The 22629-nt window shown below is 63.1% G+C and carries 16 protein-coding genes; 6 read left to right on the top strand and 10 right to left on the bottom strand.

Features of this window, described 5'->3' with window-relative positions; genetic code table 11:
- Window positions 1-64: 64 nt before the first annotated feature.
- On the bottom strand, window positions 65-4612 hold the full coding sequence (locus ACWF6P_RS13250) for an ATP-dependent helicase (RefSeq protein WP_452621288.1): 4548 nt from the start codon (window positions 4610-4612) through the stop codon (window positions 65-67).
- 106 nt (window positions 4613-4718) lie between these two features.
- On the opposite strand from ACWF6P_RS13250, the gene ACWF6P_RS13245 reads away from it, so the two are divergent.
- Window positions 4719-6050: an anaerobic C4-dicarboxylate transporter family protein gene (locus tag ACWF6P_RS13245; protein ID WP_378534150.1), complete on the top strand. Its 1332-nt coding sequence runs from the start codon at window positions 4719-4721 to the stop codon at window positions 6048-6050.
- A 14-nt stretch (window positions 6051-6064) separates the two neighbouring features.
- On the opposite strand, the gene ACWF6P_RS13240 is transcribed toward ACWF6P_RS13245, so the two are convergent.
- The 3 genes from ACWF6P_RS13240 to ACWF6P_RS13230 are packed head-to-tail and all read right to left on the bottom strand — an operon-like array spanning window position 6065 to window position 8813.
- Window positions 6065-7156: an N-formylglutamate amidohydrolase gene (locus tag ACWF6P_RS13240; RefSeq protein ID WP_452621287.1), complete on the bottom strand. Its 1092-nt coding sequence runs from the start codon at window positions 7154-7156 to the stop codon at window positions 6065-6067.
- Window positions 7157-7190: 34 nt separating this feature from the next.
- Entirely contained in the window at window positions 7191-8189 is a 999-nt protein-coding gene (locus ACWF6P_RS13235) for an acyl-CoA dehydrogenase family protein (RefSeq protein WP_452621431.1), read from the bottom strand.
- 60 nt (window positions 8190-8249) lie between these two features.
- The gene (locus tag ACWF6P_RS13230) at window positions 8250-8813 is read right to left on the bottom strand and encodes a helix-turn-helix domain-containing protein (protein ID WP_007727247.1); all 564 of its coding nucleotides are present in this window, start codon (window positions 8811-8813) and stop codon (window positions 8250-8252) included.
- A gap of 134 nt (window positions 8814-8947) precedes the next feature.
- Between ACWF6P_RS13230 and ACWF6P_RS13225 the strand changes: the two genes are divergently transcribed.
- The 3 genes from ACWF6P_RS13225 to ACWF6P_RS13215 are packed head-to-tail and all read left to right on the top strand — an operon-like array spanning window position 8948 to window position 12166.
- Window positions 8948-10339, top strand: coding sequence for a uracil-xanthine permease family protein (locus ACWF6P_RS13225; protein ID WP_452621286.1), 1392 nt, complete (start codon window positions 8948-8950; stop codon window positions 10337-10339).
- On the top strand, window positions 10320-11384 hold the full coding sequence (locus tag ACWF6P_RS13220) for an isopenicillin N synthase family dioxygenase (RefSeq protein WP_452621285.1): 1065 nt from the start codon (window positions 10320-10322) through the stop codon (window positions 11382-11384). Before ACWF6P_RS13225 ends, ACWF6P_RS13220 begins: the two co-directional genes overlap by 20 nt.
- Window positions 11381-12166, top strand: a complete 786-nt coding sequence (locus ACWF6P_RS13215) for an alpha/beta fold hydrolase (protein WP_452621284.1) — start codon at window positions 11381-11383, stop codon at window positions 12164-12166. Before ACWF6P_RS13220 ends, ACWF6P_RS13215 begins: the two co-directional genes overlap by 4 nt.
- On the opposite strand, the gene amaB is transcribed toward ACWF6P_RS13215, so the two are convergent.
- The gene (gene amaB, locus ACWF6P_RS13210) at window positions 12117-13622 is read right to left on the bottom strand and encodes an L-piperidine-6-carboxylate dehydrogenase (protein WP_452621283.1); all 1506 of its coding nucleotides are present in this window, start codon (window positions 13620-13622) and stop codon (window positions 12117-12119) included. The two genes, ACWF6P_RS13215 and amaB, sit on opposite strands and share 50 nt — an antisense overlap.
- Complete coding sequence (gene hglS / locus ACWF6P_RS13205; protein ID WP_452621282.1) at window positions 13619-14920, bottom strand: 2-oxoadipate dioxygenase/decarboxylase; 1302 nt, start codon at window positions 14918-14920, stop codon at window positions 13619-13621. The genes amaB and hglS overlap by 4 nt, the downstream gene beginning before the upstream one ends.
- Before the next feature lie 30 nt (window positions 14921-14950).
- Between hglS and ACWF6P_RS13200 the strand changes: the two genes are divergently transcribed.
- Both ACWF6P_RS13200 and lat read left to right on the top strand, forming a co-directional pair.
- Window positions 14951-15415 carry an Lrp/AsnC family transcriptional regulator gene (locus ACWF6P_RS13200; protein ID WP_003940830.1) on the top strand — a complete coding sequence of 155 codons (465 nt, stop codon included), beginning with the start codon at window positions 14951-14953 and terminating at the stop codon, window positions 15413-15415.
- 65 nt (window positions 15416-15480) lie between these two features.
- Window positions 15481-16809 (top strand): L-lysine 6-transaminase, encoded by a 1329-nt coding sequence (gene lat / locus ACWF6P_RS13195; RefSeq protein ID WP_452621281.1) that lies wholly within the window; start codon window positions 15481-15483, stop codon window positions 16807-16809.
- Here the strand turns inward: lat and ACWF6P_RS13190 are convergent.
- Genes ACWF6P_RS13190 through pucL form a run of 4 tightly spaced genes read right to left on the bottom strand, consistent with a single transcriptional unit; the run spans window position 16806 to window position 22627 of the window.
- On the bottom strand, window positions 16806-19514 hold the full coding sequence (locus ACWF6P_RS13190) for a molybdopterin-dependent oxidoreductase (protein ID WP_452621280.1): 2709 nt from the start codon (window positions 19512-19514) through the stop codon (window positions 16806-16808). The two genes, lat and ACWF6P_RS13190, sit on opposite strands and share 4 nt — an antisense overlap.
- Window positions 19511-20320: an FAD binding domain-containing protein gene (locus ACWF6P_RS13185; RefSeq protein ID WP_452621279.1), complete on the bottom strand. Its 810-nt coding sequence runs from the start codon at window positions 20318-20320 to the stop codon at window positions 19511-19513. The genes ACWF6P_RS13190 and ACWF6P_RS13185 overlap by 4 nt, the downstream gene beginning before the upstream one ends.
- A 7-nt stretch (window positions 20321-20327) precedes the next feature.
- On the bottom strand, window positions 20328-21641 hold the full coding sequence (locus ACWF6P_RS13180; protein WP_452621430.1) for an 8-oxoguanine deaminase: 1314 nt from the start codon (window positions 21639-21641) through the stop codon (window positions 20328-20330).
- 53 nt (window positions 21642-21694) lie between these two features.
- Window positions 21695-22627, bottom strand: coding sequence for a factor-independent urate hydroxylase (pucL, locus tag ACWF6P_RS13175; RefSeq protein ID WP_378534573.1), 933 nt, complete (start codon window positions 22625-22627; stop codon window positions 21695-21697).
- Window positions 22628-22629 lie beyond the last annotated feature (2 nt).

Genomic DNA, 22629 nt, shown 5'->3' with positions numbered 1-22629 from the left:
CACTTCAGGATCTCTACTGCCACGATCTCAATCATCATGACCTCAATCATCATGACCTCAATCCTCATGACCGCAACCGGAATCCGCGAGGGGTAGCCGCGAAGCCGGCTTCGACCAGGACCGGAGCGAAATCGTTGCCGTGGATGGTCTCTCCGTCGACCTTCTCCACTACCAACTTGTCGATAGCGCGAGAAGTCACCTTCTGAGCGAGTGACAGTGCTGCCATGCGCAACGTTCCGCCGTCGTCGGTGAATGTCAGGATCGTGCGACCGCCGCGCTCGACGAACAGAACCAACTCACCCTCCACCAGAACTACCAATGCGCCGGCTTTTCGTCCAGGCCGGTGCCCAGGGGATTCCTCGCCCCCCGACGCCGGCCACGGCAGCGCCGCGCCGTACGGGTTTGCCGGATCGCACGCCGCGAGAGTGACTGCAGCCGAAGAGGTGTGGCGTCCCTCGATGGAATCACCGAACGTGCGCAAGCGGTCCACCACGGGAGGCGTGGAGAACTGGGCGCCGCCCAAGGTGTCCACGAAGTATCCGCGTCGAGCGCGACCGTTGTCCTCGAACGTGCTCAGTACCTTGTAGATCAACGCGAAGCCGCCCGGCACGTTCTCGCTCATCACCGAACCGCGGGTGACCACGCCGTACCGTTCGAGCAACAGATCGGCCGTGGCGTGCGCCCGGATGGTCGGATCCGGTTCGACGGCTGGCAGTTGGAACCACCGACCGGAGGCGGTTGCCGGTCCGGTGCGAGCGGGCGTGGAAGCGCGGGCGATTCCGCGGTACGGACGGGCCCGCGGAACACGGCGAGGTGATCGGTGACTGGTTTTTGTTCTGGTGGTGTCGGAGAGAAGTGCGCGAAGCGGTGCGACGGTGTCGTTTCCGATGTGTCCGAGCCACACCAACTCCCACAGTGCCGTCGTCACTGCACTGTCGACCGTGTCCGCAGCCGACTCCGTAGTTCGCAACGCGTCGACCAACTGGCGGAAGAAGTAGGCACCGCCGCCGGACAACAGGTCGAGGATGCGCTTCTGCAACTCCGAGACGTCGGTGTCGGCAGGTGAAGTGAGCGTGATCGGTGCCAGGTCGGCGGGGTGCAGCACTACCCACCCGTCCTTGCCGGAGATTGCTCCGGATCCGGACCACAGGACTTCACCCGTCGACGTCAGTTCGTCCAACATCGCGGGGGAGTAGTCGGCGACGCGACTCGGCAGGATCAACGATTCGAGAGCCGACGCCGGAATCGGAACTCCGGCGAGTTGATCGACCACCGTTGCAACACCGTCGATTCCGCGAAGCGTGCCGCCCACGTGCTGCCAGCCGGGAAGAAATCGTCCGAGCGTTGCGGTACTGACCGGCTCGACCTCTTGGCGCGCAGCAGCGAGCGAGCGGCGGCGTAGGCGACGCAGGACCTCGGCGTCGCACCATTCGCTTCCGGTTGACGCCGGACGGAATTCGCCTTCGAGGACACGCTTTTCGAGTGCGAGTCGACCGAGAACGTCACGTGCGACAGAAACACCGATACCGAACCGGGCGGCCGCGTCGGCGAGGGTGAAGGGGCCGTGGGTGCGGGCGTAACGGCTCAAGAGATCGTCGAGAGGTTGGTCGACCGGCTCGATGAACGCGGCGGGAACGCCGATCGGTAGGGGAACGCCGAGTCCGTCGCGAAGGCGCGCGGCGTCTTCGACGACGGTCCACCAGTTCTCACCCGCATACGAGACGTGTAGGGCACGTTTGTCGGCGACCAACTTCTCGAGCCACGAGACCGGATCCTCGAGACAGCGTTCGGTGACTTCTTCGGTGGTCAGCGGGCCGAGCATGCGCAGGAGGTCGGCAACACCCTCGAGATCCTTGGCCTTGCGGTCGGGCGCGAGCCGTTGCAGCTCACTTTCGGCCTGCTCGATCACTCCGGCGTCGAGTAGCTCGCGCAGTTCGACGCGCCCCAGCAGTTCGGCCAACAGCGTGGAGTCCAACGACAGTGCGGCAGCGCGTCGCTCGGCGAGGGGGCTGTCGCCCTCGTACATGAATGCGCCCACATAGTTGAACAGGAGCGCACTCGCGAACGGAGACGGCGAGGCCGTCTCCACCTCGACGATCCGGATCTGCCGTTTCTCGATCTTGCCGAACAGTTCCTTCAGTGCAGGCAGGTCGTAGACGTCCTGCAAACACTCCCGCACCGTCTCGAGCAGGATCGGGAATGTCGGGAACTTGCGGGCGACGTCCAGCAGTTGTGCTGACCGCTGACGCTGCTGCCACAGCGGTGCACGTTTGCCGGGATTGCGGCGGGGGAGAAGTAGTGCGCGGGCGGCACATTCGCGGAATCGGGAAGCGAACAGCGCGGAGCCGCCCACCTCCTGGGTGACCAGATCTTCGATGTCTTCTACGTCGAAGGTGAACAGTTCGGCGCCGGGAGGTTCGTTCTCGGTGTCCGGGAGCCGGATGATGATGCCGTCGTCGGAGGCTGTCGGGCTGGAATCGACGCCGTATCGTTCCTGGAGGCGTGCGCCGATCGCGAGGGCCCACGGCGCGTGAACCCGTTGGCCGTACGGGGAATGCAGCACCAGACGCCAGTCACCGAGTTCGTCGCGGAAACGCTCGACCACCAGCGTGCGATCCGACGGCACCTGACCGGTGGCATTCTTCTGCTCGCCGACGAGTTGAATCAGGTTGGTGGTGGCGTTGTGATCGAGCCCGCCGACTCGGCAACGCTCGACGACGTCGGCCTCGTTACCGAGGGCCGTCTCGCGGACGAACTGTCCCAATGCCTGCCCGAGTTCGGCAGGGCGGCCGAGTCCGTCGCCGTGCCAGAAGGGCAAACGACCCGGCATGCCGTAGGCGGGGCTGACCAGAACCCGATCGAAGGTGATCTCCTCGATCCGCCAACTGGTGGCGCCGAGTGCGAAGACGTCGCCGACCCGGGACTCGTAGACCATTTCTTCGTCGAGTTCGCCGACGCGTGATGCTTTCTCGCCCACCATGTAGACGGTGAAGAGGCCGCGGTCGGGGATGGCGCCGCCGGAAGTGACGGCCAAACGCTGCGAACCCGGGCGGCCCGTCAAAGTGTTGGACTCACGATCCCAGACCAGGCGCGGACGTAACTCGGCGAACTCGTCCGAGGGGTACCGCCCGGCGAGCAGATCCAGAGTCGACTCGTACGCCGAACGGGGAAGTGTTGCAAAGGAACCGCTTCGGCGCACGGTCTCGAACCAGTCGTCGACGTCGATCGGTTCGAGGGCGGTGGCCGCTACCGTTTGCTGGGCGAGGATGTCGAGAGGATTGGCTGGAACGGCCATCGCTTCGATCTTGCCTTCGACCATGCGCTCGACCGTCACCGCGCAATGAATCAGGTCGGTGCGATGCTTGGGGAAGACGACGCCTCGCGATATCTCACCGACCTGGTGGCCGGCGCGACCGACACGTTGCAGGCCGCTGGCAACCGAAGGTGGTGCCTCGACCTGGATGACCAAGTCGACGGCGCCCATGTCGATTCCGAGTTCGAGACTGCTGGTGGCGACGACGCATCGCAATCGACCCGATTTGAGGTCGTCTTCGATGAGGGCGCGCTGGTCCTTGCTGACCGATCCGTGGTGGGCGCGAGCAAGGAGAGGTTCCGCGCCGTAGTTGACCTCGGTGGGAGCCCCGATCTGCGCGGGTGGTCGTGGCAACTTGTCGACGACGAGGCCGGCGCGCTCGGCATGAATTTCGTTGAGTCTGGCCGTCAATCGTTCGGCGAGGCGGCGAGAGTTGGCGAACACGATGGATGATCGGTGATCGAGAACGAGGTCGACGATCTGTTCCTCGACGTGGGGCCAGATCGAACCGGCTTGCGGGGTGGGGGATTCGGAACCGTCGGCCGGCGTCGCGATTCCCAATTCGGTCATGTCCTCGACGGGAACACGGACGGTGAGGTCGAAGGTCTTGGCGGCAGGCGGCGCCACGATCCGAATGGGTGCCGAACCGGCGAGGAACCGCCCGACCTCCTCGTGCGGACGAACCGTGGCCGACAATCCAATGCGCTGCGCCGGACGCTCGAGCAAGCCGTCCAGACGTTCCAGGGAGAGCGCAAGGTGTGAGCCCCGCTTGGTACCCGCCACCGCGTGAACCTCGTCGACGATCACGGTGTCGACGCCGACCAGTGTTTCCCGGGCAGCGGAGGTGAGCATCAGGAACAACGACTCCGGCGTCGTGATCAGGATGTCCGGAGGCCGCTTGATCAACGAGCGCCGATCGGCCTGGGAAGTGTCACCGGAACGGACACCGACGGTGATCTCGGGCGGAGTGAGGCCCAGACGCTTCGCAGTCTGTGTGATGCCGACCAGCGGTGCGCGAAGGTTTCGTTCGACGTCGACACCCAGCGCTTTGAGCGGCGAAATGTAGAGGACTTTGGTGGTGCGTTCGCCCTCGTCCTTGGCTGCGAGCTGATCGAGCGCCCAGAGAAAAGCGGACAATGTCTTGCCTGATCCGGTGGGTGCGACGACAAGTGTGTGAGAGCCGCTCGCGATGGATTCCCAGGCACCGAGCTGCGCAGCGGTGGGAGCGCTGAAGGCACCGCCGAACCACTCGCGGGTTGCGGGCGAGAATCTGCCGAGGACGTTGGTCACGACCACCATATTGCCCCTTCCCACCGACAGCGTGTTCGTGCCCGCGGCCGAAGTGCAGAGCATACTATTTGCCCTGTTATAGCGATTCTCTTGTCCTCGAGAAGGCGAGTGCCTGATGGAAGCAGTCAAGATTGTCCTCGAGCTGGCGGTAGTGCTCGGGGCGATTGTCATGGGTACCAGATCGAGCGGTGTCGCTCTCGGTCTGTGGGGCGGCGCAGGTGTTGCCGTCCTCGTGTTCGTCTTCGGAGAGGACGTCGGCAGTCCGCCGGTCGACGCTCTCCTCATCGTCCTGTCCGTCGTTCTCGCGTCGTCGATGATGCAGGCGGCCGGTGGTATCGACTGGATGGTCACCATCGCAGCCAAATTGATCGAATCCCGACCGAAACAGATCACGCTGATCGCGCCGTTGGTGTCGTTCCTGTTCTCGGTCGGTGCCGGTACGTCCAACATCCTCTACCCGCTGCTTCCCGTCATCTACGACGTCTCGTACAAGAACGGGGTGCGGCCGTCACGGCCGCTGTCGCTGTCAGTCGTCTCCACCGGCGTGGCGTTGGCGTGTAGCCCGGTGTCAGCGGCGATGGCGGCCATGGTCACACTCACCGACGTCGCGCCCTACGATTTCGAACTCATCGACATCATCAAGATCACCTTCCCGGCGGCCGTGGTCGGCATCGTCCTCTCGTCCATCGCGGTCAACCGCCTGGGTAAGGACCTCGACGACGACCCGGAGATACAGGCGAAGTTGAAGTCGGGCGAGTTGGCCGGACCGGGTGCAGCGTCCAAGACCGAACTCGTCTCGACGAAGACCGGACGAAACGCGGCACTGATCTTTCTGGCCGGCGTTCTGGCCATCGTGATCTTCGGTCTGTTCAAGGGAATTCGCCCCGAAGCCGCCGACGGCACTCCGATGGGGATGACACCGATCATCGAGATGCTGATGTTCGTCGTGGGTACGTTGATCCTGTTGGTGTGCCGCCCGAATGTCGCCGACGTGCCGTCCTCGACAGTGTTCCGTGCCGGTATGGTCTCGGCCATCGCGTTGTTCGGTCTGGCATGGCTGACGGACACGTTCATCAGCGCCCATTCCGAGCTGATCACGAGCACCGTCGGCGACTGGGTCAACGCCGCGCCGTGGATTTTCGCGCTCGGTGTTTTCCTGGTCTGTGTGCTGACGACCAGTCAGTCGACAGCGACCAGGACCATTGTGCCGATCGGTCTCGCAGCCGGGATCGCACCCGGCCTCGTGAGCGGCATGTGGGCCGGAGCGTTTGCCGGCGTCTATCTGTTGCCGACAAACGGTTCGCAGATCGCGGCGGCGAACTTCGACCTCTCGGGCAGCACGAAGCTCGGTTCCAAGCTTGTCGACCACTCGTTCTTCCTGCCGACCATCATTTTGGCCGTCACGACAATTGCGGCCGGCGCGTTGTTCGGAGTGGTGCTCGGCTGAGTATTGCGGCTGAGTCAGCTGTTGCGGTAGTGGTCCCAGCTCGCCTTGCACGCGTGGGCGAGCTGGTCCACCCGTTCGGCGTCGGGTGTAGGCCAGTCGACGCCGGGTTCCATGATGTAGGCAGCCAGTTCGTCTCCCAGCAGGAATTCTCGTTTGAATTCGGCCTGTACCGCACTCAACGTGATTCCCGCCTCGGCTGCGCGTGTATTCAATTCGGCGAATCTGGCTCCGGCAGCGATGATTTCGAAACTGCCGAGGTACGGCTGATTGAGCGCCACCGCGTCCGGATCGTCGACCTGAAATCCCTTGCGATGTGAGACTGCGAGTGTGCGAATGAGCTCCGGATCCATCGTAACGGGATTGTCTGCGCGTCGATTACCGTCGTGATCGCCACGATTGGAGAGTGCGACGACGTCGGGGAGTCGATCTGCTTCCGGCCGTTCGACATTGACGGCGCCGTCGCGGCGAGTGGTGTGATTCATCGTGTCGTGGAACGACAACGTCGTGAACGAACGGCCGAGTTCGAAGCTCTTCTCGACCATGGTTTCGATCAGTGCGTCGCGAGTTCTCTCGTAGACGCCCAAACCGTGTTCGGCTGTCTCGGTGAAGGTTTCGGCGAGGTTCTTCCAGCCCGCGTCGTCGGTCGGCTCGAGCAGTAGTGGGTAGAACGAGAAGGTGACAGGGCGAACTGCGTCGACACCGGTGAGGTCCGCCTTGTTTCCCGCTCCGGCCTTGTGCACGCGGGCGAAGGCTTCGCGTAGTGACGCCTCCAGGTTCTCGGGCTTTGCACGGTTGGGATCACGAATCATGCGGGGGTGCGGGTTCTCCACGTACACGATGCGCGAATCGATTTCGGCCCAGCGGCGCACGATGGGACTGGTGGACATGTCGGTGAAGTCGAACTGCAGGCGCTGGGTGAACTCGGGTGCGAGAAAACGTGAGAGTTCTGCTGGAATCGCGGAACCCGAGTGTGGGCAACTGACAAGAAGGTCGGCTTCGGCGACGGCGTCGTCGAGACTGCGGGAGTCGCGATCGGCATAGAACGTCAGGTTCTCCGGCGTGAACACGGTTCCGGCCGGGATGAGTACTGGTTCTCCACTGGTCATGATCCCCAGCGTAATCGAGCACGACCGTGCATACTCAGTATCCGCTGAGTCGTTCCACGAGAGCAGTTTTGATCTCCGGTCGACCAGCCGCGACCAGAGTGAAGGTGGCTTCACGCATGAGCCGCTCGGGGGTGTTGCTGCCGACCAGGGCGCGGCTTCCGGTCGCAGTCACGAGTGCGGCCGACGCTCGTATTGCAAGTTCCGATGCGCGAGCGCGTGCAGCCGAAATGTCGCCGCCGGCGCGCAGTGCTGCATCGAGATCCGCGCGCGCCGTGGCGGCTTGTTCTTCGAAAGCGCCGGCGTCGACGCCGAGATCCGCAAGTTCGGTAACAGCGCGGCGGGTGATGCCCATGGCCATCGCGCCGTTGAGCCACAGGCCGGGTAGCTGGGTGCTCTGGAATTGTTCGTCGCTGACGACGGAACAGACGTCGGTATCGGGGATTTCGAAAGCGTCGAACACGATTCGGACGGTGTTGCTCCCGCGCGCCGCGATCAGGGGAAGCTCCTCGATCGTCAGCCCCGGCGCTTCGCCAACCGGTACAACGGAATGAACGATGGAATTGTCGAACTCGTCCCGCGCCGACACCAGGAGAACATCGACGATGCCCCAACCGGTGACGAAGGGTGCGATTCCGTCGAGGACGTAGCCGTCGTTCACCCGCTTTGCCCACAGGAGCGGCGGGCGGGGGATGGCGCCGGCATACGCAACTCCGCCGCGAATCGTTCCGGAAACGAGGCCATCCCAGTATTGTTCGCGCAGAGACATATTGGGACTGGCTGCCAGGGCTCCGACGACGCCGTGATGCTGCATCCAGGTGAACGTCGTCGCGAGGCAACCGCCGCACAAGGTTTCGAGGACGTCGACCAGTTCTTCGCTGGTGGGGCCACCGTCACCGAGGGCTGCGATGCCGTAGAAGCCGTCGGCGGCGAGCGCGTCGAAATGGCTGCTGGGGATTTCTCCGTCGGCGTCGACGCTGTCGGCGACGGGAAACAGAACGGTGTCGGCGATTTCGCGCGCAAGTTCCGGCCACATGGTCACGCTGTCAGGGTAAGCCGTGAGCGTGGGTTGTGGTGTGGAACTACAGCCGCGCATCTAGAACGAGGGAGGTGAGCTCACGATGAGGAATCTTGCGACCGCATCGGTGCGATTGAACCACCGGTGCGGGATGGTCGAGGTGTAGAGGAGGGTGTCGCCGACGTGAAGAACGTGATGCTCGTCCAGTCCCACCTCGACCTCGACAGATCCTTCGAGAACATGAATGAACTCTTCGCCGGCGTGCTCTGTGTGCTCACCTGCCTCGGAATGAGGTGCTGCCGTGATCTCGTTGGGTTCCATGGTCCGTGAGCCGGTGGAGCAGAATCGAATCACCGAATCGTGTGCCAGTTCGAAGGTTCGCCCCTCACCGGCGCGGACGAGGCTGGACGGAGTTCGCTCACCCTGTGCCAAGAGTGCGTGCGCCGTGGTGCCGAGCGATTGCGCGAGGCGATGAAGGTTCATGACACTGGGTACTGCGTGGCCGTTTTCGGTCTGGCTCAGGAAGGGCTGCGACAAGCCCGACTTCACGGCAACCTCGCGCAACGTCAGTCCGGCTTCTTTTCGCGCCGTCCGCACGGCAGCCCCGATTGCGGTCGCTATCGCCTTCTGGTCGTCGTCCATGTGCCGAAGATAGCAGTGCTCTGGTGAAAGTTTTGATTACACAGACGAAACAAATTCGACCACGGTAAGAAATTATCGACGTGCTGAATAGTCCCGTACACGAAACACTTCCAGCTTCGGACGGAGATCGGCGCATGGCCATCCATCCTGTCGACCAGCGGCTCCCATTTGCCCGCCAGTCTGCTTTTGCTCTTCAGCACGTCCTCATCATGTACACCGGCTGCATCACGGTTCCGCTGGTTTTCGGTGCGGCAGTAGGACTGGACCGCAGCACGGTAGCGATGCTGATCAGTGCGGACTTACTCGTTGCAGGCATCATCACGATCATCCAGAGCCTGGGCGTCGGGAAAGTCGCCGGTGTGCGCCTGCCGATCGTCTGCGGTGCGACGTTTGCCGGGCTGACGCCGATGATTCTGATCGCCAAGGAGTACGGCCTGCAGGCCGTGTACGGGTCCATGCTGGTCGGTGGTGTTGTCGGCATAGCTTTGGCCGTACCGTTCGCCAAGATCGTCCGATACTTCCCGCCCCTGGTCACCGGCGTCGTCCTCACCGTTATCGGCATCTCGTTGATCGGGGTCGCAGGAGGCTTGATCGTCGGTAACGACCCCACCTCCCCGTCGTTCGCCGACCCGAAGAACCTGGCGCTGGCTGCGGCAGTCGTCGTAGTCGCGGTGGCGTTCATCTGCCTCGGCCGAGGGATGTGGACGCAGCTCGGTGTGCTGATGGCATTGGTGATCGGTACCGTGATCGCCATCCCGATGGGCCTGATCGATCTGAGCGGCGTCGGCGGCTCGGCGTGGGTGGGCTTCCCGATGCCGTTCCACTTCGGTGCTCCGGAGTTTCCCGTCACCGCCGTGGTGGCGATGAGTATCGTCATGGCAGTCGTTTTCGCCGAATCGACGGCCAGCATGCTGGCCGTCAGCGAGATCACCGGAAAGCCTTTGAAGAAAGCAGATCTCGCACGAGGGCTGGTGGTGGACGGTATGTCGGGAGTTCTGGGCGGGATCTTCAACGCATTTGTCGACACCGTCTTCTCACAGAATGTCGGCGCCGTTGCCACTACCCGGGTGTACAGCCGGTACGTGACCGCTACCAGCGGCGCCATTCTGATCGTCCTCGGTCTGATCCCGCGAATGGGTGAAGTGGTTGCCGCCCTTCCCGATCCGGTGGTCGGCGGCGTGGGAATCATCTTGTTCTCGACGGTCGCGGTGGTTGGAATCAATACATTGCGCAAGGTCGACCTCAGCGACCCGATCAACACCACGATCGCCGCCGTATCCGTGGGGATCGGTATCTTGCCGGAATTTGCGGAGGGCATGTTCGAGCGGTTCCCCTCCTCGGCCCAGATCCTCCTCGGTAGCGGCATCACCTTGGCTGCGGCCTCGGCTTTTTCGCTCAATCTACTGTTCAACCACACCAGGCTCGGTGAACTCGCCAGGCGATCACGCGAGAGCCTCCACCCCACTGCACAAACTGAACCCGCTACCAGCTCTGCAGGAGACGTCAGTGCCATCGTCACAGTCTGAAATTTTCGAAGTTCCCGTCGTCGACATCTCGCCTTACGTGCTCGGAGGCGCCGACGAGGACAGGGCGCGAGTGGCTGCCGAAGTCGACCATGCCTGTCGGACTGTAGGTTTCATGCAGATTCGGGGCCACGGCGTGCCGGCCGACGTATCCGCCGGTCTCGCCGAGGCCATGGACGACTTCTTCCGGTTGCCGATGGAGACGAAGTCGGGTCATCGTGTCGAAGGTGCGAATCGCGGATACAGCCCGCCCAAGAGCGAGTCGCTGAGCCTGAGTCTCGGCGTCGAATCCGCGACTCGGATGAACGACTTCTTCGAGGCGTTCAACGTAGGAACCGAAGCTCGATCGTTTACCGAACTCGAACTTTCGGAGGAGGATTACGGAATCAACCTGTGGCCCGCTGTTCGCGGATTCAGGGAGCGCGTAGAGGACTACTACGCCCACGGCGTGCGTGTGGCACACACACTGACCACAATATTCGAAGATGCGCTGGGTCTGGCCCCGGGATTCTTCGAGTCGATCACCGACCATTCCATCGACGTACTGCGGATGAACAACTACGCATTGCCGCAGGGGACGGTGACATTGGACGGCGAGTTGAAGGGAATGGGGGAACACACCGATTTCGGGCTGGTCACCGTGTTGTGGGCGGATCAGGTCGAGGGTTTGCAAGTGCTCGGGAGCGACCGACGCTGGCACGACGTCTGGCCGGAAGACGATGCGCTGTTGGTCAACCTCGGGGATCTCACCGCCCGACTGACCAACGATCGGTGGATGTCCACTCTGCACCGGGTCGCGCCGCCGGTGGTGAACGGCACCATCAAGCGTCGGCGATCCGCGGCCTTTTTTCACGACGGAAACGTCGACGCGGTCATTGCGACTCTGCCGAGTTTTCAGGACGACTCGGGCTTGGAATACGAACCCATCACCGTTCGCGATCACATCAAGGCCAAACTGGCCGGGTCGCGGCAGGGAAGGTCCAATACCGCCGCAGTTCGTGAGGCGGCTCGGGTGCTTGCGGCGGCAGAGTTCGAGGTCAAGCAGTGAGCGCTCGGAACATCGTCTTGATACACGGCGCCTGGGCAGGTGGTTGGGTCTGGGATCGTGTGTGTGGCCCTTTGAAGACTGCCGGTTTCGATCCTGTCGTGGTGGAGCTTCCCGGCACGGGGAGTTGGAACCCCGACGACGTGATCGATCTTGCCGCTGTTACCGAACATGTTGTGGCAGTGGTCGAGTCACTGGACGGTCCGGCAGTCCTGGTCGGCCACTCGGGCGGCGGCATCGTGGCCTCACAGGTGGCCGAGCGGATACCTTCGCAAGTAACGGGTCTCGTGTACGTCGCAGGGATGATGCTGCCGTCGCAGATGGATTTCGGAATGCTCTGTGCAGAAGTCGGTTTGGCAAGTCCGGTCGGAATCTCGCGTTGGCTGGTCCCCGTCGGCGACGGCGACGCAACGGCAGTTCCGCCGGAAGCCGGTGCCGCCGTGTTCTTCCACGAAGCGCCGGTCGCCGATGCGATCGGTGCAGCGCGCATGCTGGCCCCACAATTGGAGTCCGCCCGCCTGATGGCCCCGGTCTGGACCGAAGAGCGGTTCGGAACCGTGCCGAGGCGCTATGTCGAGTGCACCCTGGATCGAACCGTGCCGATCGAGGCTCAACGTGCCATGCAAAGACTCGTCCCCGGCGCCCAGGTGGTCAGCCTGGACACCGATCACGCACCGCAGTTGTCGGCGCTCTCGGAGCTGATCGACGCGATCACCGATTTCACCCAGCTGGTGTTCAACCGAACTCGACGCCTTGAGCCAGCGGCAGTTGGTCCGAGTAGTTGACGGTATTGGTGGCTCGGCGCATGTAGGCCTTCCACGAATCCGAACCCGACTCGCGACCGCCACCGGTCTCCTTCTCCCCGCCGAAAGCGCCGCCGATCTCCGCACCCGACGTTCCGATGTTCACGTTCGCGATACCGCAATCGGAGCCGTCGGCGGCGAGAAAACGCTCGGCTTCACGCTGATCGAGTGTGAAGATCGAGGATGAAAGTCCCTGAGGTACACCGTTGTGTAGCGTGATGGCGTCGTCGAAATCGGTGTATGTCAAGACGTAGAGGATGGGTGCAAACGTCTCCGCCCGCACCACCTCGGTCTGTGCGGGCATACGAACGAGAGCGGGCGTCACGTAGAACCCGGATTCGCCGACGCGGTCGCCGCCGCACACCACGGTGCCGCCGTCGGCGCGCGCGGCCGAGAGGGACTTCTGCATCGCTTCGAACGCAGCCTCGTTGATCAGCGGCCCGACCAGAACACCGGAATCGAAGGGACTGCCGACCTCGAGCTGTGCGTACGCGGCCGCAACGCGCTCGACGACGTGATCGGCGATCGACTCGTGCGCGATGAGCCGACGAAGTGAGGTGCACCGCTGCCCCGCAGTTCCGGCGGCGGAGAACACGATTCCGCGTACGGCAAGCTCGAGATCTGCCGACGGTGTGACGACTGCGGCGTTGTTGCCACCCAACTCGAGGAGGCTTCGCCCGAAGCGTTCGGCGACCCGCGGAGCCACAGCGCGGCCCATTCGCACGGAACCGGTGGCGCTGACCAAGGCCACCAGTGGGTTGTCCACCAAGGCCTCACCGACATCGCGTCCGCCGATGATCAACTGGTGCACGTCGATCGGTGCATCACAGTCGGCGAGGGCGCGTCGGAGGAGGGCGTCACATGCCAGCGCAGTCAGCGGCGTGGTCTCCGAAGGCTTCCAGACGACGGCGTCACCGCACACGAGAGCGATGGCGGTATTCCACGACCACACCGCGACGGGAAAGTTGAACGCGGAGATGACCCCGACAACGCCGAGAGGGTGCCACGTTTCCGTCAACCGGTGTCCGGGACGCTCGGACGGCATGGTGCGTCCGTAGAGCTGCCGGGAGAGACCGACGGCGAACTCGCAGATGTCGATCATCTCCTGTACCTCGCCGAGAGCCTCCGAGGTGACCTTGCCTGCTTCGAGGGTCACGATCTCCGCGAGGTCCTCCTTGTGCTCGGTCAGTAGGCTGCCCAGCCGGCGCACGACCGCGCCGCGTGCCGGAGCGGGGACGGTGCGCCAGGTGAGGAACGCGCGATGCGCCGCGTCGACGGCGTCGTCGACTTCTCTACCGGAGTGCTGCCGAACGGTACGCAGTTGCGTACCGGTGATCGGGGTATGTGCGCTCAGGTCGCCGGCGGGCCACTCGACACCGCACGCGGCAAGGGCGCTTTCGGCGCGATCGGCGAGGCTCGAAGAATCAGGCAGGTTCACTGGGGAGTCCTCTGTTGTTGTGGGCGGGAGTGGTTGTAGGCGGGAGAAAGCGCGGCACGTGACGCCTCTTGTTGTGCGTGGTACAGCTCGAACGGATCTTCGATGGTGTGGTCGATGGCGCCCTCCAATCGATCCTGCCCGTATTCGGCGCCGGGCGCATCGGAAACGAATCCGGTCACCGAATCGAGATTGGATGCGAAGATGCCGGCCGCGGAGGCCGGTAGGAAGTCCTCGTAGACGATGGGATCGCGGACGAGCGTCGACCCTTCGTTTCGGTACGTGAAGTAGGCCAACCCCGCCGCATCGAGTCCGTCCTCGGAGTGCGGAAATTCGCTGTCCCAGTGTGCATCCTCCGGCCTGGCGATCAGTCGGTCGTAGATCTCTCGACCGCTGCGGGTCAACGCGATTCCGCGGGCCTCCACCTCACCGAATCTGACGCGGACCGGTTCTGTGGTGATCGATCCGTCCGGCCGGCGGAAGCGCCTGTCTTCGGCCAATGCGCGAAACGACGTCTGCCGCAGAAGCAGTGGCGGTCCACTCCATCTCGGCGGGCCTTGGATGCGGTCGATCATGGTGATGCCGCGCTCGGTCATGCGGCGGTACAACTCGTCGATGTCGAGTACCCGCGGGGTGAGGTGATTGACATGTGTCGAGCCCTGCCCCGCAATGTCTGCAGCGACCGGTGAGATCGCGGCGAGTTCGCGGTACCAGGCCGCGTCGATGGGATCGGTGCCGAGCCGAAACGCGGAGGTCGCCGCGTCGACGAAGTGTGTCGCCTCGGGCTCTGGCAGGCCGCCCTCGCGGCTCGATTGCCGTGCCCATTGAAGAAGTTCGGGAGAGAACAGGGTGCGGCGACGCAGAAACGCAGTGATCCGACGCTCGAGGTCGGTGTCGAAGAACCTGGAATCGGAGATGGTCAGTACCGAGGTGAAAACGCGAAACGGGTTCCGGGCGAGTTCGGCGGGATCGGTCGGGCGAAATGCTGTCGAGACAACAGGAATAGGGGAGTCCGTGAGCCGGAGGTCGTAGTAGCCGACCGGAAACATACCGAATCCGCCGAAGACGATGGCCACGTCACGCAGTTCGTCGAGGGTGCCCAGTCTGATGGCCCCGTGACGCTCGGCGCTGACCCGCGCGAGAGTGCCCAGACGCTCCGCAGAATCCGGATGTGCCGCGGCAAAATTACGGTTCACCTGCAGCGTTACGTCTACCAGCGTGTTGTAAGCGGGGACCTCCTCGCCGTACATCCGTGCAAGCGTCGCAGCGAACCGTGCACGTAGCTCCCAGGTTTCAACCATACGAATGTCCGATTGCGTTAGCCTGCGCAGGTGCGAGAAACAGAAACCAGTGACGTTGCCGGTGTTCCGGTCGACGAAACCGATCGACTTTTGATGCGTGAATTGGTCTTGGACGGGCGTGCCACTCTCGCGAGTCTTGCTGAGAAGGCTGGACTCTCGATCTCCGCAGTCCAGTCGAGAGTGCGTCGTTTGGAATCTCGCAAGGTGATTCGTGGGTACTCGGCGAAGATCGATCCGGAGGCACTCGGTCACAATTTGTCCGCATTTGTCGCCATCACTCCTCTCGATCCTTCGCAGCCCGACGATGCGCCTGCTCGCTTGCGTCATCTGCCGGCGGTCGTCTCGTGTCACTCGGTAGCCGGGAGTGAAAGCTACGTCCTCCTGGTCCGGGTGGCGTCACCTCGGGCGTTGGAGCGATTGCTGCAGGAGATCCGTACGGCAGCCAACGTCAACACACGAAGCACCATCATCCTACAAACTTTTTACGACGAATGACGGGTGTTCAGTAACTTTTACGGTCTTCTATCGACACTTTCGTAAAATTGACATAATCTTCGCGTATGAGTACTGCGATGCGAGACTTCGGTGACAGTGCGCTCTTTCCGGTCTACGAGGTGTTGAAAGCCAGCATCCTCGTCGACGGATTCGATCTGATTCTCGACGTCGAAGGGTCGAGGGGTTCCTATCTCCGCGACCTGCGGGACGGAACCGAGTATCTGGACATGTTCGGTTTCTTCGGCTCTTCCGCCCTGGGGATGAATCACCCGGCGATCACAGGCGACGAGGAGTTCCAGCAGGAGTTGGCCGTCGTGGCCTCCAACAAGCCGAGTAATTCCGACATCTACACCGAACCCATGGCGCGCTTCGTTGCGGCTTTCGCTCGCGTCCTGGGGGATTCGGCACTCCCACACTTGTTCTTCGTCGACGGCGGCGCCCTTGCGGTGGAAAATGCGCTCAAGGTTGCCTTCGACTGGAAGAGTCGGTTGAACGAAAGTCGTGGATTGTCAGGAGATCTGGGGACGAAGGTCCTGCATCTGAGCGAGGCTTTTCACGGCCGCAGTGGTTACACGATGTCACTCACCAACACCGAACCGGGCAAGGTCGCGAGATTCCCCAAGTTCGACTGGCCACGAATCGGTTCACCGTATCTCGCCGACGGCCGCGATGTCGAAGCGGCGGAGAGGCAAGCTCTGGGGCAAGCGCGCCAAGCGTTTGCCGACAACCCCGGCGACATCGCATGTTTCATCGCAGAACCGATCCAGGGTGAGGGCGGTGACCATCACCTCAGGCCGGAATTTCTGCAGGCGATGCAGGAGTTGTGCCACGAAAACGACGCCCTCTTCATTCTCGACGAGGTGCAAACCGGGTGCGGAATCACCGGAACTGCTTGGGCTTACCAACAATTGGGTCTTCATCCGGATGTGGTGGCTTTCGGCAAGAAAACGCAGGTGTGCGGCATCATGGCTGGTGGTCGCGTGGATGAGGTGCGCGACAACGTGTTTCACGTCAGTTCCCGGATCAATTCGACGTGGGGTGGCAACCTCACTGACATGGTTCGTGCCCGGCGAATACTCGAAGTCATCGAGCAGGACCGACTGATCGACCGGGCGCGATTCACGGGTGCGCATCTCCTTGCCCGGTTGACCGAAGTCTGCGAACAGTACGCGGCGGCGACCGAGCCACGAGGTCGTGGGCTGATGTGCGCGATCACGTTGGCAGACAGCGACCTTCGCGATCGCGTCGTGCAGCGACTACGAGAAGACGAGCACGTGATGATTCTGCCCACCGGGAAGAGGGGAATCCGATTCCGGCCCGCGCTGACCGTGACGACCGGAGAGCTGGACGACGCAGTCGATGCAGTCGAGCGCGTACTTGCTCGCGAGACTTAGGGTCTCTGCAGCTCGCCCCACACCCGGTCCGGTGTCATCGGAGTGGAGTACATCCGAACTCCACATGCATTCGCGATTGCGTTTGCCAACGCCGGTGCCACCGGATTGAAGGGTGCTTCACTCATCGATTTTGCGCCGAAAGGCCCCAGCTTGTCGTACGTGTCGGCAAACAGTACTTCGGTGATCGGCAGATCCCCGATCTGTGGAACGTGGTAATTGCGCAGCTGCGGATTGATCACCCGGCCTTCCTCGATGACGATCTCCTCCGACAGTGCAGCACCCAGGGCTTGTCCCACACCGCCTTCCACTTGCCCTCGGAGCTGGGCCGGGTTCATGACGGTTCCGGCGTCGGCGGCCTGAACGGACTGCAGAATCTTCACCCGGCCGGTGTACGTGTCGACGGCGACGCGAAAACCGTGGACGTTGAAGGAGACCGAGCGGGGCGTTCCGTCGTGACGGCCGTCCGCGGTGAGCGGGCCGCCTTCGAGCAGTGTCGGAAAATCGATGCAACCGAGCGAGGATTCGACCCCGTCCGGCGAAAGATCGCGGACCTGCGCTCCGTGCCCGCTCACTCGTACAGCGCGGGTCAGTATCCGCTCACGGAGGCGTTCGCAGGCGATCAGGAGAGCCTTTCCGGCAACTACCGTTCCCGTCGACCCGAACGCTCCGGTGTCGTATCCACCGGCGTCGGTGTCGGATTGAACAATCCTGATGCGATCCACTGTCGTCCGCAATTCCGTGGCAGCGATCTGTTGATGAACCGTGGTGGTTCCGTTGCCGAACTCGGCAGTCCCGATGTTCACGACGTACCGACCGTCGACCTCGAGTGAGACCGAGGTGTCGGAGAAGTGACCGCGCGGCGGAATCGTCGCGATCATCGCAATCGCCATGCCCTGGCCGGTCTTCCAACGGGACCCGGTCGGTGCCTGTTCTCCGCGTCCGCTCGAGAGCGCACCGTCGACGAGGTCGATGCACTGGTCCAGCCCGTAGCTGCCGAACTCGAGATCGCCGTCTTCGACGTGCCAGTCGACGAAGTCGTCTCCAGGCAGGACGACGTTGCGCCGCCGAAAATCGAAGGGGTCCATGCCGAGACGCTCCGCGAGCTGATCCATGGCCGACTCGACGGCGAAGATGATCTGACCGAGTCCATAACCACGGAAGGCCCCGGACGGAACGTTGTTCGTGTAAACCGCCTCGGCATCCACGCGTTTTGTCGCAGCGCGATAGACCGCCATGGATTCGGCGCAACCGTGGAACATGACTCCGATCGAATGGTTCCCGTACGCCCCGGCGTCGGAAAGGACGTCGATGGCGAGCGCGGTGAGGGTGCCGTCGGCGTCGGCGCCGGCACGTACCGAGACCCGCATCGGGTGCCGCGACGGTGCGAGGGTGAACTGATCGCTTCGACTGAACTCGTAGGTCACGGGTCTGCCGGTTCGCAGGACGGCCAGTGCGACCAGATCCTCGGTGAGTAGTTCCTGCTTCCCGCCGAAACCTCCGCCCACCCGCTTGGCGAACACGCGGATGCGGCTGCGGTCGAGGTCGAAGATGTGGGCCAACTCGTCGCGAACCAGGAACGGCACCTGCGTGCTACTTCTGATGACGAGGCGGTCATCCTCGTCGAGCCATCCCACTGCGCCGTGGGTTTCCAATGCCACGTGCTGGACCCGTGCGGTTCGCCACGTGCCCTCGACGACGGCAGCCGCATCCTGCAGCGCGCGATCCAGGTCACCGACACCATCGTGAAGTGCTGCAACCACATTGCGGGAGGCCGCGGCGATCCGGGAACTCTCGTCCTTGTCACCGTGCAGGAGCGGAGCGCCGGGGGAGCGCGCACGGTCGGGTTCGAAAACCGCGTCGACGACCTCGTAATCCACCTCGATCAGGGCGAGGGCACGCCAAGCCTGCTCAGGGGTTTCGGCGATGACCGCGGCGACGCGTTGGCCGCGGAAACGGAGAGTGCGATCGAACACCCGTGTGTCGTCGGGATCGTCGTTGCGGTCCTCGTGCCGAGCAGTCGAGAACAACACGTCCGGACTGTCACGGAAGGTGAGTACCGTCACGACGCCTGGCGCCGCTTCGGCTGCCAGCGTGTCGATCCCGGTGATGTGCGCGTGTGCGTGCGGACTCCCGAGCACCGCGGTGTGAAGCAAGCCGTTCGGCATCTCGCCCGGGGCGAAGTCCATCGTGAACTGCTCGGTACCCGTGACGATTCGAGTGGAAGCCGGCGCGGCGATCGAACGGCCTTGGGCCGAGCCCAACGCGGCCGTCTCCGTGTTCGCAGTACCCGCCAGGGCGTCACGAATCGATCTGTACCCAGTGCAGCGGCACAGGTTGCCCTTCATCGGGCAGGCGAGATCGGTCTTCTGCTCCGGAGACAGTGCCGATGCCGTGACCACCATTCCTGCTGTGCAGAAACCGCATTGGAAACCGCCCGCATCCACGAAGGCCTGTTGAGTGGGATGCAGACTCTCAGGTGTACCGAGACCGGCGGCGGTGACGATCTCGCGTCCGTCGACGCGATGGGCTGGAAAGATGCACGAGTGGGTCGGGTGCCCGTCCACGAGCACCGAGCACGCCCCACAGTCCCCGGCGTCGCACCCCTTCTTGACGGAGTTCGTTCCATGCTCGCGGAGGAGGGTTCTCAGGCACTGCCCAGGGCGGGGTTGGTCGTCGCGGGGAACTCCGTCCACCGAGTACTTCATTCCAGTTCACCTCGGATTTCTTCGGCGAGGAGCGCAGCCATCGCCTGCCGCCATGGCGCAGTTCCATGAACATCGGTGAAGTAGGCGTCTTCCGGAATCCTGTTGCGCAACGCATTCGCGAGTGCAGCGGTGTCGGGGAGCTTGTCGAATTTCAGAGCGTACGGACGTCGGGTGGCAGCGGTGACCGCCAGTGTGAAACCGTCGACGCCGCACCGGCCGGCCACTGCGACGGCCGAGCGCCCGAGCGACGTCTGCGCCAGTTTCCGCATCGCGGTGCGTGCGGTCAGTGCATGTGTGGGAATCCGGATACTGCGGATGATCTCGCCGGGGCCGAGAATGTTGCGAGAATCGTCGATGACGAATTCGACTACGGGTAACGAGTATTCGGTTCCGTCCGGGCGCCAGTTCGTCAGATCGGCATCGAGGGCAGTGCACAGCGTCGTCATGGCGCCGGCCGGGAAGGACAGTGCGATGTTGCCGCCGACTGTCGCGTATCGCAGCACTTTCCACGATGCGAGCAATGCATCGGCGCACTGGCGGAAGAGCGGAGCGGCGGTCCACGACGCGGGCAGTTCGGCGCGGCACAGTTCCTCGATCGTGCAGGTGGCCGCGATCTCGATACCGTGATCGCTGACCTCGACGGCTTCCCAATCGAGACCCGACAGGTCGACGAGCGTGGTCAGGTGTGGCTGCGGTTCCGAATACAGCCAGGTGCCACCGCCGATGAACCCGATTCCGGGTGATGCGCAGGGGATCTCGGCTCGGCTCCGCGGCACCAGTACTTCGTCGACACTGTGCAGATCCATCGCGCTGTCACGCCTTTCCGAGGAGGTCGCGGTGTGCTCGTGCGACATCCGAGGCCACGACATCCTCGTCGACGGTGGTGACTCGGCCGTCGGCAATGACGATTCGACCGTTCACGAGCAGTAACTTCAACGGGGGAGTCGAGCCGAGTACGAGCGCCGCCACCGGATCGGTGATGCCGGCATGGGCGACGGTGTCGAGCTTCCACACCGCCAGGTCGGCAAGCTTCCCGACCTCGATCGATCCGATCTCGGTGTCGCGGCCCAGAACTCGTGCGCCGCCGACAGTGCCAAGTTCCAATGCTTTTCGCACGGTCATCGCCTGCGGGCCGCCCTTGGCACGAGCGAACAGAAGTGCGTGACGCGACTCCTCGATCAGGCTGCACGCTTCGTTGCTCGCCGCGCCGTCCACACCGAGGCCCACGGTGACCCCGCCGTTCACCAGATCCACGGCACGGGCAATACCGGCTCCCAGTCGCGCATTGGAGGTCGGGCAGTGCGCCGCCGCAGTTCCGGTTCGGGCCATCGTCTCGATACCGGCGTCGTCGAGATGGACTGCGTGTGCGTACCAGACGTCCGGGCCCACCCAGCCGACGCGTTCCATGTATTCGACAGGTGTGCAACCGAAAAGCTCTTTGCAGAAGCTTTCCTCGTCCAACGTCTCGGCCAGATGCGTGTGCATCCTGACACCGGCTTCACGCGCCAGCGTCGCGGACTCGCGGAGTAACGACTCCGTCACCGAGAAGGGTGAGCAGGGTGCCACCGCGATCTGCAGCATCGATCCGGGACTCGGGTCGTGCCAGCGATCGATGACGGCCCGCGTTCCGGTCAGGATGTCATCGAGGTTCTCCACGACGTGATCCGGTGGTAGGCCGCCGGAACTCTGGCCGAGATCCATCGACCCACGGCACGGATGGAATCGGAGACCGACCTGTGCGGCAGCATTGATCTCGGCCTCGAAAACGTCCCCGGCATCGCGGGGAACGACGTAGTGGTGGTCGGTGGTGGTCGTGCACCCGGTCTTTGCCAACCAGGTGAGCCCGCCCGTGGCCGCCACGTGTACGGCGTCGGCGTCGATACCCGCCCAGACGGGGTACAGGGTGGTCAGCCACTCGAAAAGCGTCGAATCCGCAGCCAGGCCTCGGGTGATCCATTGGTAGAGATGATGATGTGTGTTGACCAGACCCGGCGTGATCAGGCAACCGCTCCCGTCGATCACTTGCGCACCCGGGTATTCGGGTGGCTTTCCCGCGCCGACGTCGACGATCTTGTTGCCAGAGATCACCACATAGCCGTCGGAGTACTCGGAGCGGTCACCGTCCATCGTGACCACATGGGCGCCTGCGACGACGAGTGTTGCCCCTGGGGCTGATTCGGTCACGACAACCAACCGGCATAGGTGGTCCACGACGGTCCCGCGTCCGGCGCGTCGGATCGGCTGACCGCAGCTTGGATCAGCCCGTAGGGACGATCCGCAGCGTGGAACACCTCGTTGTCGTTCTCCACACCGAAGCGGCCGAGTGCATATTCGAAATGATGCTTGTTGGGTGCCGAGAGTCGAACCTCCGCAATGATCGGGAATTCCTCGAGAATTGCCTTACCGATGTGGAAGAGCGTCTGCTGCAGGGCAAGTGAATGTACCTGTGCGAACTGTTTGACGATCTGTGCCTTGATGCCCACGTAGACCGATTCCCAATCGACGTCGGTGGTGACGAATCGCCACTGGGCGACCAACGTCGTTGCCATGACCCGGTCGTCGGTCGGCTCGAGAACGGTGTACGGGTCTTCGAGAAAACCCGAGAACTCACTACCGGTCGATTTGAGGATCACCAGGTCCTTCAAGCCACCGATCACCCATGTCCCGGTATCGGAGATGGTGATCGACGCCGTTCGAACTTCCTGACCCTTCCGGATCCAGGTGTAGTCGTGCTCGCTGCCGTCGACAACCGCACGCTCCCAGGCATATTCCTCGATCTCGATCCGCGCGCCACTGACCGGTTCGATGTCGTCGACGAAATGACGAGCGAGTTCGAGTCCGTACGTCTCGATCGAGATCAGACCCTTTTCCTTGGCGTAGGAATAGGCCGTTTGTTTCTGCGTGTCGGTCGGCAGAACCTTCGACTGATCGCCGGTGAGGTACGCGTCGGCGAAATCTCCACGCAGGCAGGTGGAGACGTTGATGTCGTGGATCTCGTGACGAGGAGTGTCGCGATAGATTCGGACTACCCGATTTTCCGCTTTGCCGTACTGGTGGCCCGAGAGTTCGATGGATCCGCTCAACCGGTCGGTGTTCGTACTGCCGGTCGTCATGT

Source organism: Rhodococcus sp. NPDC055024, from assembly GCF_053608585.1.
The sequence above is the reverse complement of the archived record's forward strand: the minus strand, read 5'-3'. Positions and strand labels throughout refer to the sequence as shown.